The 14,305-nt window shown below is 71.8% G+C and carries 11 protein-coding genes and 1 pseudogene; 8 read left to right on the top strand and 4 right to left on the bottom strand.

Annotated elements, in window-relative coordinates:
- The first annotated feature begins 194 nt into the window (after positions 1-194).
- Positions 195-926: an HAD family hydrolase gene (locus AC5R91_RS00995; protein ID WP_495395171.1), complete on the top strand. Its 732-nt coding sequence runs from the start codon at positions 195-197 to the stop codon at positions 924-926.
- A gap of 76 nt (positions 927-1,002) precedes the next feature.
- On the opposite strand, the gene AC5R91_RS00990 is transcribed toward AC5R91_RS00995, so the two are convergent.
- The 3 genes from AC5R91_RS00990 to AC5R91_RS00980 all read right to left on the bottom strand — a co-directional run bounded on the left by AC5R91_RS00990 (position 1,003) and on the right by AC5R91_RS00980 (position 3,635).
- The gene (locus AC5R91_RS00990; protein WP_495395169.1) at positions 1,003-2,088 is read right to left on the bottom strand and encodes an SDR family NAD(P)-dependent oxidoreductase; all 1,086 of its coding nucleotides are present in this window, start codon (positions 2,086-2,088) and stop codon (positions 1,003-1,005) included.
- A 709-nt stretch (positions 2,089-2,797) separates the two neighbouring features.
- The gene (locus tag AC5R91_RS00985; protein WP_495395168.1) at positions 2,798-3,007 is read right to left on the bottom strand and encodes a hypothetical protein; all 210 of its coding nucleotides are present in this window, start codon (positions 3,005-3,007) and stop codon (positions 2,798-2,800) included.
- The gene (locus tag AC5R91_RS00980) at positions 2,970-3,635 is read right to left on the bottom strand and encodes an LLM class oxidoreductase (RefSeq protein WP_495395167.1); all 666 of its coding nucleotides are present in this window, start codon (positions 3,633-3,635) and stop codon (positions 2,970-2,972) included. Before AC5R91_RS00980 ends, AC5R91_RS00985 begins: the two co-directional genes overlap by 38 nt.
- A 5-nt stretch (positions 3,636-3,640) precedes the next feature.
- Here AC5R91_RS00980 and AC5R91_RS00975 point away from each other — a divergent pair, with 5 nt between their 5' ends.
- The 5 genes and pseudogenes from AC5R91_RS00975 (at position 3,641) to AC5R91_RS00955 (ending at position 10,038) form a co-directional block, all read left to right on the top strand.
- The gene (locus tag AC5R91_RS00975; protein WP_495395166.1) at positions 3,641-4,933 is read left to right on the top strand and encodes a macrolide family glycosyltransferase; all 1,293 of its coding nucleotides are present in this window, start codon (positions 3,641-3,643) and stop codon (positions 4,931-4,933) included.
- Positions 4,934-5,167: 234 nt separating this feature from the next.
- Entirely contained in the window at positions 5,168-5,875 is a 708-nt protein-coding gene (locus AC5R91_RS00970) for an HAD family hydrolase (protein WP_495395165.1), read from the top strand.
- A gap of 507 nt (positions 5,876-6,382) precedes the next feature.
- Positions 6,383-7,552: a ferritin-like domain-containing protein gene (locus AC5R91_RS00965; protein WP_495395164.1), complete on the top strand. Its 1,170-nt coding sequence runs from the start codon at positions 6,383-6,385 to the stop codon at positions 7,550-7,552.
- 81 nt (positions 7,553-7,633) lie between these two features.
- A pseudogene (locus AC5R91_RS00960) lies at positions 7,634-8,794 on the top strand (IS701 family transposase); the annotation flags it as partial.
- A gap of 401 nt (positions 8,795-9,195) precedes the next feature.
- Positions 9,196-10,038, top strand: a complete 843-nt coding sequence (locus AC5R91_RS00955) for a heme-binding protein (protein ID WP_495395162.1) — start codon at positions 9,196-9,198, stop codon at positions 10,036-10,038.
- Positions 10,039-10,124: 86 nt separating this feature from the next.
- Here AC5R91_RS00955 and AC5R91_RS00950 read toward each other — a convergent pair whose 3' ends face one another.
- Entirely contained in the window at positions 10,125-11,444 is a 1,320-nt protein-coding gene (locus tag AC5R91_RS00950) for an MFS transporter (protein WP_495395161.1), read from the bottom strand.
- An 89-nt stretch (positions 11,445-11,533) separates the two neighbouring features.
- Here AC5R91_RS00950 and AC5R91_RS00945 point away from each other — a divergent pair, with 89 nt between their 5' ends.
- Positions 11,534-12,421 carry a LysR family transcriptional regulator gene (locus AC5R91_RS00945; RefSeq protein ID WP_495395160.1) on the top strand — a complete coding sequence of 296 codons (888 nt, stop codon included), beginning with the start codon at positions 11,534-11,536 and terminating at the stop codon, positions 12,419-12,421.
- 272 nt (positions 12,422-12,693) lie between these two features.
- The gene (locus AC5R91_RS00940) at positions 12,694-14,247 is read left to right on the top strand and encodes a cryptochrome/photolyase family protein (protein WP_495395159.1); all 1,554 of its coding nucleotides are present in this window, start codon (positions 12,694-12,696) and stop codon (positions 14,245-14,247) included.
- Positions 14,248-14,305: the final 58 nt, after the last annotated feature.

Here is a 14,305-nt window from a genome sequence, read left to right as displayed (position 1 = left end):
GTCGACAACCGCGGCAGGCCCTTCCTCATCACCGCGAGCAACGGCAAGGATCTCTTTACCTACGATTCACGATGTTCCAGGCCATCTACGCGGGCGGTGTCGCCAGCTCGACCAACGACAGCCGCTTCCGTCGGCTCGACCCGGCGACCTACCACTGATCAGCACCACCCACAATTCCTTCCGGGGGAAGACGGATGAGCCGGCCGCGCGCGATCCTGCTCGACTTCTACGGCACCGTCGTCGCCGAGGACGACGACGTGGTGGCCGCGGTCTGCCGCAGCATCGAGCAGACCGCGACGGCTCGCGTGCGCGATCCGGCGACGATCGGCCGGTACTGGTCGGACGCCTTCGCCCGGTTGTGCGCCGCCGCGACGGGCCCCGCGTTCGCCACCCAGCGGGAGCTGGAACGCCGGTCATTGCGGGAGACGATCCGGCATTTCGGCTCGGACGCCGACGAGGAATCGCTCAGCCGGCGGCTGTTCGACTACTGGCGTCGGCCGGCGCTCCTGCCCGGCGCCGCCGCCTTCCTGGCCGAGATCGAACTGTCGGTCTGCCTTGTCTCCGACATCGACCGTGCCGATCTCGACGCCGCGCTCGACGCCCACGGGCTCCGAGTGGACGCGATCGTCACAAGCGAGCAGGCACGGGCCTACAAGCCGCGACCGGAACCGTTCCGGCTCGCCCTCGACCACCTGGCACACGGCCAGCCCGGACCCGGCCAGCCCGGACCCGGCCAGCCCTGCCTCGCTCCGGGCGAGGTCTGGCACGTCGGCGATTCCCTGACCTGCGACGTGGCCGGCGCCAACGCGCTCGGCATTCCCGTCGTCTGGATGAACCGCAAGCACCGGCAACGGCCGGCAGGGGCGTCGCTCGTCGCCGAGGTCGGGGACCTCACGATGGTCCTGGAACTGGTCCGGCAAGCCTGACCGCGACGGCCGCCCAGGCGCCACGCGTCCACCACCGGTCCACGGCCCAGCCGTCGTCCCCCGCGCGGACCACCCGTCACCCGGCGGTGGCCTCGCTGCCGGCGACGGGACTGCCGAGGGCGGGGCCACCGGCGACGGAGATGGCGGGGGCAGAACTGCCGGCGCCGGGGATCACGGGATCGGGACGGGCACCGACGGTGAGCGTGGGGACGGGACTGGCGGGGACGGGACTGGCGGGATCGGATCCGGCCGGGACGGGACCTTCCGGGGTGGGACTGGCGGGGGTGGGGCTGGTGGGGGTGGGGCGAGCGGAGACGGTCAGGCGGGCGGCGCGGGTGAGGACGTAGCCGAGGATCGACATGTGGGACGCCGGGAAGAGGCGGGCGACGGCGTCGATCGTCCTGGCCTGGCGGGTGATGACCACGCGGCCTCGGCGGGCCTCGACCGCGGCGAGGATCTCCCGGGCGGCGGCGTCCGCCGGGTAGCTGAGCATCTTCGCGAACTCGCGGCGGCCCGCCTCCGCCTCGTGGCTCGGCACGGCCCGCGCCACCCGGGCCGTCTCGGCGAGCCGGGTGCGCACCCCGCCGGGGAACACCGCCGTGACGCCGACGCGGCCGGCCAGCTCGTGGCGTAGCGCGTCGGTGAAGCCGCGCACGGCGAACTTGCTCGCCGAGTAGGCCGTCTGGCCGGGGGGTCCGATCAGCCCGAACAGGCTTGAGATGTTGACGATGTGGCTGCCGGGGCTGGCGAGCAGGGCCGGCAGCAGCAGGCGGGTGAGCCGCACGGGCGCGCGGAAGTTGACGTCCATCACCCAGTCGAACTCCTCCAGCGTGAGGTGTTCGAAGCCGCCGCCGAGCGCGACGCCGGCGTTGTTGACCAGCAGAGTCACCCCAGGATGGTCGGCCAGCACGCGGGCCGCCGCGGCGTCGACGGCGTCGGCGTCGGCAAGGTCGACGGTCAGGCAGTCGACCAGCAGCCGCGGATGGCGGGCGCAGATCCTGGCGGCCACGGCCGCCAGGCGCGGTGCGTCGCGGTCGAGCAGCACGAGGTTGCTGCCGCGGCCGGCGAGTTCGTAGGCCATCTCCTCCCCCAGGCCACTCGCGGCACCGGTCACGACGGCGGTTGCGGCGGCGAACCGGTAGGGACGTAGCGGGGACGGCACGTGGGAACTCCTTCTTCGGGGAACGGGGACGACCAGTATCCGTGGACCCGGTCGACCGGCCGGACCCGACCTCGCACCACATTTCCCAACTCCGGGCGACAGGCCCGAATGCGGCGCCCGGACGCGTCCATTATGCGGCCCGAAGGCCGCCGAGCCGAAGTCGGCCGCGTCGTAGTCGGCCGCGTCGTAGTCGGCCGATACTTTGCCGTCGGCGACAGTCAGTACGGCCCGCCACGCGGCCTTCACCCGGCAGCACACGCTTTCGGGGCAGCCGCCGTCGACGCCCTGTCAGACACCGGCTCGACGGACATGCTGCGTCCGCACCGTGCACCATCCGGCCGGCCCGCTCCACACCCGAGAACTGGTATCTCTGGATTAGGGAGAATGCCGCGCCGAGTCCGGTCACCATCGCGGCGAATATGCGATATCGACAGAGGAACGCGATTCGTTTTCGGCGTTCCGGGGCAGCGCCCGCCGTGGTGGACATGGACTCGCCAAACCGGGCCGCGCCGGTCTGACGGCAGCCTCAGCAGCGGCTGATGCTGGAGGTCTCCGGCCGCGCCGAGTCCGCCGCCGCCCGGTACGGCCACACCCTCGACCCGGCGCTGGCGGGCGACGATCGAGGCGAGCCGGCTGCGCACCGGCCAGCGCAGCCTCGCCGGCGAGCACGGCGCGTGATGCCCGCCGCCGGGCCCGCCGGCCGGCCGGCTCAGGGCAGCAGGACGTCGGCGAGGCGCCGCCACCACGTGGACTCGGGCTCCCCGCCGGTCGCGTCGTTGACCTGGAGCACGACCTGGTCGGCGCCGGCCGAGAGGTACTCGGCCACCCGCTTGCCGATGGTCTCCACGCCGCCCCACACGGTGACCTGGTCGATGAGCCGGTCACTGAGGTCCGCGACGTCGTCGGTGGTGAAGCCCATCCGGGCCAGGTTGTTGGCGTAGCCGGGGACGGTGGTCAGGAAGCGGATCGCCTCGCGGGCGGCGCCGCGCGCGGCGACCGGGTCGCGGTCGGGGATGACGGTGACGAGCACGGCCAGCGTCCGGTCGGGGCCGAGCACGGCGCGGGCGTCGGTGACGTACTGCGGGGTGACGAGGAACGGGTACGCCCCCGGCCGCGCGGTCGCGGGCGAGGCGGAGCATGGCCGGGCCGAGGGCGGCGAGGATGCGCCCGGCGGCCGGCACCGCCGGCTGCGCGGCGTCGAGCTCGTCGAGGTAGGCGCCGAGGGTGCCCAGCGGGCCCGCGCCGTGCGCGCCGCCGAGGCCGGCGAGGTAGCGGCCGGGATGGTCGGCGGCGAGCGCCGCGTAGGTCGCCGCGACCTCGGCGGCGGGGACCTGGTCGACGGACAGGATGCCGTTGGCGACGAGCAGGCTCCCCGTCCCGCGCACGACCTGCTCGACGAGAGAGACGTTGTTGTCCTGGCCGCCGGGCAGCCACAGCGTCGAGTAGCCCAGGCCCTCGACCTCGGCGGCCGCCGCGACGGCGGCGGGAACGTCCGGGTTGAAGGCGATCGTCGAACTCGCGATGCCGATGTTGCCGAGAGTGGTCATGACCCGTGCAACCCCCCGTACCGGGAGCCTCTTCCGGGTCGGCGGGCAACCTGCGGGGCGGCCCGGACGACAACGAACCGGACGCGCCCGACAACGAAGCTGATCGGCAGGACACGATGCGCACCCCGCGACACATCGCCATGATCGGCTGCACCACGCCGAGCCACGTCTACCCCTCCCTCGGCGTCATCGCCGAACTCGTCCGCCGCGGCCACCGGGTCAGCTACGCCATCGGCGACCGGCTCGCCGGGCTGGTGGAGCCGACCGGCGCGCGGCCCGTCACCCACCCCTCGACGCTGCCCGCCGAGGACGGTGACTGGCCGGACAACCCGGCCGCGGAACTCGCCACCCGGATGTTCCTGACCGAGGGGATCGCCACCCTCCCGCCGCTCGCCCGCCACTTCGACGACGACCGGCCGGACCTGCTGATCCACGACGTCGCCGCGCAGGCGGGGCCGGTGCTCGCCGCCCGGTGGAACGTCCCCGCGGTGCTGCTGTCCCCGACCTGGGTGCCGTGGGACGGCTTCGAGCAGGACAACGCCGAGGCCCTGGCGGCGCTGCGCACGTCCGTGCCGGGCAAGGAGTACCACGCGGCGTTCGGCGCCTGGCTGCGCGACAACGGCCTCGACCGCGACCCCTGGGAATGGCTGGGCGCCGACCGGCCCACCGTCTCGTTGATCCCCCCGGTGCTGCAGCCGCACCTGAACCGGGTCCGGCCGGGCGTGCGGTTCGTCGGACCGTGCCTGGACCCCGCACGCCTGGCCGAACGGACCTGGACGGCACCGCCGGACGCCGGCCGGGTGCTGCTGGTGTCCCTCGGCACCGTCTACAACGACCGGCCCGACATCTACCGGGCGGCCGCCGAGGCGTTCGCCGGCACCGGCTGGCACGTGGTCATGGCGCTCGGCCGGCGCGTCGACCCCACCGCCCTCGGCCCGCTGCCCGCGAACGTCGAGGCCCACCGCAGCGTCCCCCAGCTTGCCGTGCTCGCCGCGGCGTCGGCGTTCGTAACCCACGCGGGGATGGGAAGCTGCGTGGAGGCACTGTGGTTCGGGGTGCCGACGGTCGCGATCCCGCTGGCCGCCGAGCAGTTCGGCAACGCCGCGATCCTCGCCGCCCTCGGCGTCGGCGAGCAGCTCGCCGCCGACCGGGTCAGCCCGCAGCTCCTGCGCGCCGCCGTCGAGTCCGCCGCCGACGACGCCGAGATCGCCGGACGGCTGGCCGGGGTCGCGTCCGTGCTGCGCGCCCACGGCGGAATCGAGGCCGCCGCCGACGCCGTCGAATCGTTCCTGCCCTGACAGGCCGGCCCGGTTCAGGCCGGCACATCCCCGCGATCTCCATCGAGGACGTCGTAGACGGGCGCGAGGCGGGGGTGAGCGAAGATCGCATCGGGCACCCGGCGACCGTATCCGGCCGGGCGAGGATCGGCGACGACGACCGAGACGGCCCCCGACCGGCCCCGCCGTCGGGCCGGGTCGGGACCTGCTCGTCGCCGGAACACGCGGGGCGGCGAGCTGTGAGATCGTGCGCGGATGACCGCCGAACCTGCGCTGATCCTGTGGGACGTCGACCACACGCTGGTGTCGTTCCCCGGGCTCGGCCGCGAGCTCCACGCCCGCGCCTTCCAGGAGGTCACCGGCCGGCCCGCGGACCAGATCGCCGACCTCGCCGGCCGCACCGACCGGGCCATCGTCGTCGACACCCTGCGGCTGAACGGGATCGACCGGCCGGAGTCGCTGCTACCGGCGTTCTACGCGGCGCTACCGGCCGCGGCCGTCGCGCTCGACGATCGGATGCGCCGGACCGGCCTGGTCCTGCCCGGCGCCCGGGCGGCCGTCGAAAGCCTGGCCCGCGACGGCGTCGTGCAGTCGGTGGTCACCGGGAACCTGCCGTCCCTCGCCCGGCTCAAGCTCGCCACCTGTGAGCTGACCGACCTGCTCGACCTGACCGTCGGCGGCTACGGCGACGACGACAGCGACCGGGCCGCGCTGGTCGCCCTGGCCGTCAAGCGGGCGGAGGCCGCCTACGGGGTCACCTTCGCCCCGGCCCGCGTCGTCGTCATCGGCGACACGGCGCACGACGTCCGCGGCGCGCGCGACGCCGGGGTGCGGGCGGTCGGGGTCGCCACCGGCGCCACCACCGCGCAGACCCTCACGGCCGCCGGCGCCGACGCGGTCCTGACCGACCTCACCGACCTCACCGCCCTGCACGCCGCCGTCTACGGCGACACCGTCACCTGACACTCCCGCACCTGACACTCCCGGCGCCGGCGCCGCGTCGGCAACCCCGAGCCCGGCAACCCCTGAACAGTGAAGGCGCGGGTCGGCGGAGCTTTGCCCGTCGTATCTCGCTGGATTTGGGTTGAATCCATCTTCTCCTCCGTGCGCGATGCGCGACGAGCCGCGCGACCAACCCGCAGAAAAAACAGGGTCCATCGCTTCCATTCCAGCCGTGACGGCGGGTCGTAGCGGGCACCTTTATCGCAACTTCTCCTAGCAGGGCAATGCCGCCGATTACGTCAGTGCGTTCCGGACTCGCGTCTCGGAATGCTTGACAGGGATAATTCTTCGGACCTATCGTTCCGCTTACCGACCACCTCAGTACAAGACTGCCTGGACGCCTTCCCTGCAGGTGCGGTTCTGTGCCAGGTACCTTCCGGAGACACGGTGACTGTGTTGCATGGCATCTCCCCGGGCGGGATCGAGGTCCCGGGCGGGAAGTATTCTCCGGCCGGCCGGTCCGGCCACATGTTCCCGGACCTGACCGCCCGGCCGGCGATCGGGATTCCCCCGGTCGAGCAGCACGGCCTTCCCGCCGGGAAGGCGGACGCGGGCACTCTCGGCATCGTCGGCCGGCCCCACGCCGCGGGCGTCGCGCCAGGCCCGAGCCGGCGGCGATGCCATCACCGTACCCAGAGTGGAGTCTTCGTGTCACCTAGAAGGACGATTCGCGAGACCGTCGAGAACGGTATCAACAATCTCGCCGAGCTGCAGGCCTCCCTGCTTACCGCCATCCAGTTGGAGTTCTCGACCATTCCGCCGTATCTGTGCGCCCAGTGGTCGGTCGCGAGTGGCGACCCCAGCGGCGTGGCGGGCATGATCGAGAAGGTGGCAGTACAGGAAATGCTACATTTCGGCCTGTCCTGCAACATGTACACCGCTACCGGAGCATCACTCAAGGGCGAGATCGCCACGCCGGACTTCGTTCCCGTCTATCCTGCTACGGGACTGCCCGGCGGTGTCCATCCCGAGCTGGTCGTCGCGCTGGCACCGCTGAGCGGCCGCGCCCTGCAGACCTTCATGGCCATCGAGTACCCGGAGAGGGATCCGGTCGTGCCGGCGCCGGATCTGCCGCCGCCACCCCCGCCGCCGACCGGGCCGACAATCGGACAGTTCTATGACGCGATCGCCGCCGGCTTCAACGCCGTGTTCCCCGACGGCTCGCTGCCGACGTACCCGGCGCCGAACCAGGTGACCGCCACCAGAATAGGCGGCGACACGCTGTTCGCCGTCAACACGGTCGCGGACGCCCTGAAGGCCGTCGACGAGATCACCGCACAGGGCGAGGGCACCGGCGCATCGCCCGACGAGGGCACGTTCGATCCAGGCAGACTCGCGCACTACTACACGTTCGCGGAGATCTACTACGGCAAGACCGTAGTACCGTCGGGCGATAATTTCGAGTACGCGGGCACTCCCATCGAGATGCCCACGGTCCATAATTTCTCGGCGCAACCGTCACCTGGACCCGACCAGCAGACCTTCATCGCAACGTTCACGGCACTGATGACCAATCTGGAAAAATGCTGGAGGAACGACTTCGGCATCGAAAACGCCATCTCCGAAATGTCCGGCCTGGAGAAGGCGGGCCTTCTTCTGATCGAGGCCGGGATCACCCCTCAGTTCACCCTCGCCTAGTACTACAGCCACAGTGATCTCTTTGTGGTCTCTGGTGCGGAAGGGGTAGCGCGACACGAATATCCTGTGATCGTCGGGTGTATGCGGGGATCTGGCGAGGATGCGCTGGCGACGGATGATGGCGTCGACGACGTGGATGTGCAGGCATGGGAAGCGAGCCTGGAAAGGCTGTTCTCCCGCGTCTCGGAATGTTTCCGTAGCGACGAGTCGGCTGCCCAGGCCCGCATGTATCTGACGGGTCTGCTGTCGGGTGTCGAAAGGAAGAACGGCTGGACACTCGCCGAGCATGCCGGCGATCCGGCCCCACACAAGATGCAACGACTGTTGAACTCCTACGCCTGGAACGCCGACATGATGCGGAACGTGATCCGTTCCTACGTCCTGGAGAACCTCTCCGAACCGGACGGGGTGTTCGTCGTCGACGAAACCGGATTCGTGAAGAAAGGCACCGAGTCCGCCGGGGTACAGCGGCAGTACTCCGGTACCGCGGGACGCATCGAAAACTGCCAGCTCGGGGTGTTCGCCGCCTACGTGTCCGGGAAAGGCAGAGCGCTGATCGACCGCCGCCTCTACCTGCCCGTGTCCTGGACGAACGACCCGGCCCGCTGCCAGACCGCCGGCATCGGCAAGGACACCACCTTCGCCACGAAGCCCGCCCTCGCCCGGGCCATGGCCGCCGACGCCTGGCAGGCCGGGGCACGGTTCACCTGGTTCGCCGCGGACGAGGCCTACGGCAACAGCCCCACCCTGCGCGACTGGCTCGAAGCCCACGACGTCGGCTACGTCCTCGCCGTCGCCCGCAGCCACCAGGTCTCCACCGCCACCGGCCGCCACCGCGTCGACACCCTCGCGGCCAAGGTCCCCACCCGCGCCTGGGAAACATACTCCGCCGCCGACGGATCGAAAGGCCCCCGCCTCTACGACTGGGCCGTCATGGACACCACCGACACCGCCCCCAACACCGGCCGCCGCCGCCAGGTCCTCCTCCGCAGATCCCGCACCGGCAAGCACGAACTCGCTTTCTTCCTCACCTACAGCCCTCGCCCGGCCCCGCTCTCCCTACTCGTCACCGTCGCGGGACGCCGATGGGGAGTCGAAGAAGCCTTCCAATGCGGAAAGAACGAAGTCGGCCTCGACCACTACCAGGTTCGGCTTCACGACGCCTGGTACCGGCATATCACCCTCGCAATGCTCGCACAGGCCTGGCTCGCCGTCACCGCCGCAAACAGCGGCGAAACCCAGCACAAACACTTAAAAAAAAGAATTCCGTCTCCTCTGGCTACCGCCGCCACCGCGGCGGCATCGCGATCGACGCACCACCCGAACTCCCCACGAACGCGATGATCCCTCTCACCGCCAACGAGATCCGGCACGTCTACGCCCTCACCCACCGCATCAATCACCCCACAGGCCACATCCGCCGATGGTCACACTGGCGCCGCCGCCACCAGGCCCACGCCCGCTACTCCCACTACCAACGGCGCATACACGCAGCTCAGACCCCCTCCATGAGGATCAAGACCACACCACAACCACTGTCGCTGTAGTACTAGCTGCGGCGGCTACCGAAAGGAATTGCGATGACCGAAGTGCCTGTGGCCAGCCGACCGGTCAACACCCGCCCGGGCCTGCCGTTGGCCGGGGTGACCCAGACCCTGGGTCCGCTCGCCGATCTCGCCGGCACCTGGATCGGGACCGGCTTCACCCTGATCGCACTTCCGGATTTTGACCCGAGTCCGCCGAGCACCGGGCCGAGCGCGTTCCGGCTGAAGCTCAACGCCACGGTGGAGCATCTGGAATTCATCCCTATCGGTGGTGCGGTTCCCAATCGGGGTTCGACTGGCCAGCTCGACATCAGCATCTTCGGGTTGCGCTACCTTCAGCGGATCGCCGACATGGTGACGAACGAGGCGCTGCACATCGAACCCGGTTTCTGGCTCGACGTACCGGCGACGACGGTCCCGGCCAGCCCGGCGACGGTCGTCCGGCAGGGTGCGATCCCGCACGGCACCTCCATACTGGCACTGGGAACCCCGCTGACAGTCCCCTCGGGCCCGACGATCGACGCCGTCGACTCGACACCCACGAAGAACCCCGATGGTCCCCCACCCTTCCAGCTCGGATATCTGGATCCCTACGACCAACCAGAGCTGCCACCGGGATTCAAGCAGATCTTCGTCAAAGATCTGAACATCGCACTCACGGAAGCGATCGTTGGCCAGAAAATCATCCAGACGGTCGTGCTACCGATCTCCACAGTGGCCACCGTACAAGGCTCGGGCACCGAGGCCGGCGGGTCCGTCAACATGCCGTTCAACATCGCCAACGCCGACGCGACGAGACTCGACGCAATCTTCTGGATCGAGACAGTCCAGCAGCCGGACGGCAGCACGTTTCTGCAGCTCCAGTACACCCAGACCGTCATCCTGCACTTCCTCGGCATCGACTGGCCGCACATCTCGGTCGCGACGCTGATCAAGCAGTGAGCCTTCGCTACCTGCACGCGAGACCACCTGTATCTGACGGTGGCTGCAGACGGTTTCGCCGCTGACCCAGAACCTTCGTCGGCGGGTCACCTCCCGGACGCGGCCGGGCGACGGCGCACGGCGGCCCAGGCGGCGAGGGTGACGGCGGCGAGGCCGAACACGGCGCCGGTGACGCTGACGGCGGTCCAGCCGCCGTGGCTGTAGGCGGTGCCGGAGGCGATCGAGCCGACGAGGCCGCCGGCGAAGTAGGTCGCCATGTAGGCGGAGGTGAGCCGGCTGCGGGCCGCAGGGTCCAACCGGTAGATCTCGCTCTGGTTGGCGATGTGCAGGCCCTGCGCGGCGAGGTCGAGGGCGAGGATGCCGACGATCAGCGCGGCGAGCGAGTGCCCGCCTAGGCCGAGCGGCAGCCAGGCGGCGAGCAGCAGCGCGGCCGTGCCCACGGTCACCGCCCCGGCACGCCCGCGGTCGGCGGCCCGGCCGACGAACGACGCGGCCAACACCCCCATCAGGCCGAGCAGGCCGAACAGGCCGATGACCCCGGTGGAGTAGCGGTACGGCGCCGCGGACAGCAGGAACGCCAGCGGCGTCCACAGCGCGCTGAACGCCCCGAACGACGCCGCCCCGTAGGCCGCGCGCAGCCGCAGCATCGGCTCGTCGCGCAGCAGCCCGACCACCGAGGCGATCAGCGCCCGGTAGCCGAGGCGCGGCGCCGCCGTACGCGGCTCGGCCGGCAGGCGGGCGGCGAGCACGGCGCACAGCACGAGCTGGGCGGCCCCGGCGACCCAGAACGGGGTGCGCCAGCCACCGAGGTCGGCCAGGTAACCGGCGACGGTGCGGGCCAGCAGGATGCCCAGCAGCAGTCCGCTCATCACCGTCCCGACGATCTTGCCGCGCTCGGCGTCGCCGGCCAGCGTCGCGGCGAAGGCGACGCCGATCTGCGCGGTCACGGACAGGGCCCCGACCGCGATGCCGGCGATCAGGAGCTGGGTGGCCGACGTCGCGGTGGCGAGCACGAACAGGCCCACCGCCTGGGCGGCGACCAGCGCGGGGATCAGCCGGCGGCGGGCCACGAGGTCGCCCACCGGAACCAGCAGGCACAGCGCCACCAGGTACCCGGCCTGGGTCACCGACACGAGGAGACCCGCCGAGCCGGTCGACAGCCCCAGCGCCGCCCGGATCTCGCCGAGCAGGGGCTGGGCGTAGTACATCGCCGCCACGCACATGCCCGTGCTCACCGCGAGCAGGCCGACCAGGCCACGACCGAGGCCCGGCCCCGCCGACGGGACGGCGCCGCCGGACGACTGGACGCCGGACAACGGGACGCCGGACGACGCGCCGTCGGACAACGGGCCGTCCGAGGATGCGCCGTCGGAGGATGCGCCGTCGGAGGATTGGTGTGTCGTCACGCCGCCGTCGATCATGCGTCCAGCGTGCCGCGCGGCGGGTAACCTGTCCAACAGAACAATCAGCTTGGCTTCATCTTCCGAGGAGATGTATGGAGCTCCGCCAGCTCGAGCATTTCGTGGCCGCCGCCGAGGAGCTCCACTTCACCCGGGCCGCGCAGCGGGTGAACATCGTCCAGTCGGGGCTGTCGTCGTCCATCGGCGCCCTGGAACGCGAGCTCGGCGCGCGGCTGTTCGTGCGCAGCACCCGCGCGGTGCGGCTGACCCAGGAGGGCGAGGTGCTGCTCACGCAGGCCCGCCGGATCCTGACCGCCGCCGCCGCGGCGCGCTCGGCGGTCGCCGGGGTGGCCGGCGGCATGGGGGGCCGGCTGACCATCGGGATCATGCAGTGTTTCCGCCGCGGCCTGACCGAGGCGCTCGCCGCCTTCCACGCCGAGCACCCACGGGTGGAGCTGCGGCTCGTGCAGGCCCCCAGCGTGGAACTGCTCGACCGGGTCGCGGCCGGCACGCTCGACCTCGCGTTCGCCTGCGCGCGGACGGCCCCGGCCGGCGTCCACCTGACCCCGCTGGACGACCGGCCGATGGTGTTCGCCTGCCATGACGGACACCCGCTCGCCAGCCGGGCGGCGGTGTCGCTGCGGGAGACCGTCGACGAGGACTTCGTCGACTACCCGCCCGGCTGGGGGTCGCGCACGGTCGTCGACGCCGCGCTCGCCGACCACGGTCTGCGCCGCCGGCTGGCCTGCGAGGTCGGCGACACCGACACGCTGCTCGACCTCGTCGCGCACGGGCTCGGCGTCGCCGTCCTGCCGCCGAGCCTGGACACCCGCCACCGCGGCGACCTGCGACTGATCCCGCTCGCCCCGCCCATCCCCACCTTCCCGACGGCGATCGTCACCCCGGCCGGCGCCACCTCGACCGCGGCCCGCATCCTGCGCGACACCGTCCTCGCCCGCCAACCCGCCCCGACCACCCGGTAGCGACCGGCCCGCGTCGCGGCGGCGGGTGTCGCGGCGGCGGGTGTCGCGGCGCGCCGGGCCGCGGTCAGGACGGCCGGCCCCCTTCGCCGGGATCGCCGGGTGGCTGCGGCGCGGCGCGGCGCCTTCGCTGCCGGCTCCGACGAGCCATCCATGATCATCGGCGCTCGCGGCACATCGTCAACGGCGTTGATTATCTTGTGTGGCGATGGAGGGCGAGGCCGCAGCGGATCGATCGAGTTGGCCGGTCGCGGCGGGTGTGTCACGGTCGGACGATGCGCCGCTGGCTGTTCGCCGACCAGCTCGGGCCGCATTTCCTCGACTATGCCAACCAGCCCGTGCTACTCGTCGAGTCGACCCGGGTGCTCGCCCGACGGCGCTTCCACCGACAGAAGGCGCACCTGGTCCTTTCGGCGCTGCGTCACCGGGCGCGCGAGCTGGGCGACCGCTGCGACCACCGGATCGGCGCGACCTACGGCGAGGCCGTCGCCGACTACGGCGAGCCTTTGGAGGTGCCCGACCCGACCTCCTGGCCGGCGCGGCGCTTCGTCACGGACCTGCCCGGGGTGACGGTCGCGCCCTCGGCGTACACCGCCACGAGCCGGGACGACTTCGCCACCTGGGCCGACGGCGACACCGGCCACGGCCGTAGAGGCAGCCATAGCGGCGGCGGCCAGAGGGACGGCCCCGGCGACAGTGCTCGCGACGGGCGGAGCGGTCGGCGGCGGCTGCTCATGGAGGACTTCTACCGCTGGCAGCGGCGTCGCTTCGGCGTGCTCATGGACGGCGTGGAGCCCGCCGGCGGCCGGTGGAACTTCGACCACGACAACCGCCACCCCCCGCCCCGGGCCCCCCGCCTCGACCTGCCCGAGCCGTGGTCGCCGACCGAGACCGAGATCGACGCCGAGGTCCGGGAGCATCTCGACCGGCTCGAACGCGACGGCCACGCCCGCTTCCGCGGGGTCGACGGCCCGCGCCGGTTCGCCGCGACCCGGGCGGAGGCGGGCCAGGCGCTGGACTGGTTCGTCCGCCACCGCCTCGCCGACTTCGGTCCCTACGAGGACGCGATGCTCGCCGGGGACGGGGCGATGGCCCACTCCACCCTCTCGCCGGTGCTCAACCTGGGCCTGCTGCACCCGCTGGAGGTCGTCGCCGCGGCCGAGCAGGCGTACCGGCGCGGGGAGGCGCCGATCGCCAGTGTCGAGGGGTTCGTCCGCCAGGTCCTCGGCTGGCGCGAGTACGTCTGGGGGATCTACTGGTGGGCCGGCGAGGACTACGCCGACCGCAACGCCCTCGGCGCGCACGTCCCCCTGCCCGGCTGGTTCGACGACCTCGACGCGGACGCGGTGGGCGCCGCGTGCCTGTCCGACGTGCTCGCCGGGGTCCGCGACCGCGGCTGGGTCCATCACATCCCCCGGCTGATGGTGCTGGGCAACTGGGCGCTGCAACGCGGCTACGACCCGCGAGCCCTCACCGACTTCTTCCACGAGAGCTTCGTCGACGGCTACGCCTGGGTGATGGCACCCAACGTCGTCGGGATGAGCCAGTACGCCGACGGCGGCCTGATGGCGACCAAGCCGTACGCCGCCGGCGGCGCCTACATCCACCGGATGAGCGACTACTGCGGCGGCTGCCGCTACGATCCGTCGCGCCGGCTTGGCGACGACGCCTGTCCCTTCACCGCCGGCTACTGGGCCTTCCTCGACCGCAACGCCGACGCCCTGGCCGGCAACCCTCGCCTGGGCCGCCCGCTCGCGGGCCTCACCCGCCTCGCCGACCGGGCCGCCGTCACGGCCGCCGAACACCGCCGCGGCGCGGGCCCACCCTGACCCGCCGGCACCACCGCCGACCACCGCCGCGGCGCGGGACCATCCTGACCCGCCGGCC

The organism is Frankia sp. BMG5.60, from assembly GCF_059428125.1.
Note: the sequence above shows the minus strand (reverse complement) of the source record. Positions and strands in the feature narration are given on the sequence as shown.

Coding starts and splice junctions, on each gene's coding strand:
- AC5R91_RS00995 (WP_495395171.1), top strand. CDS start 195: ATGAGCCGGCCGCGCGCGATCCTGCTCGACTTCTACGGCACCGTCGTC.
- AC5R91_RS00985 (WP_495395168.1), bottom strand. CDS start 3,007: ATGGGCTTCACCACCGACGACGTCGCGGACCTCAGTGACCGGCTCATC.
- AC5R91_RS00980 (WP_495395167.1), bottom strand. CDS start 3,635: ATGACCACTCTCGGCAACATCGGCATCGCGAGTTCGACGATCGCCTTC.
- AC5R91_RS00970 (WP_495395165.1), top strand. CDS start 5,168: ATGACCGCCGAACCTGCGCTGATCCTGTGGGACGTCGACCACACGCTG.
- AC5R91_RS00965 (WP_495395164.1), top strand. CDS start 6,383: ATGTTCCCGGACCTGACCGCCCGGCCGGCGATCGGGATTCCCCCGGTC.
- AC5R91_RS00945 (WP_495395160.1), top strand. CDS start 11,534: ATGGAGCTCCGCCAGCTCGAGCATTTCGTGGCCGCCGCCGAGGAGCTC.
- AC5R91_RS00940 (WP_495395159.1), top strand. CDS start 12,694: ATGCGCCGCTGGCTGTTCGCCGACCAGCTCGGGCCGCATTTCCTCGAC.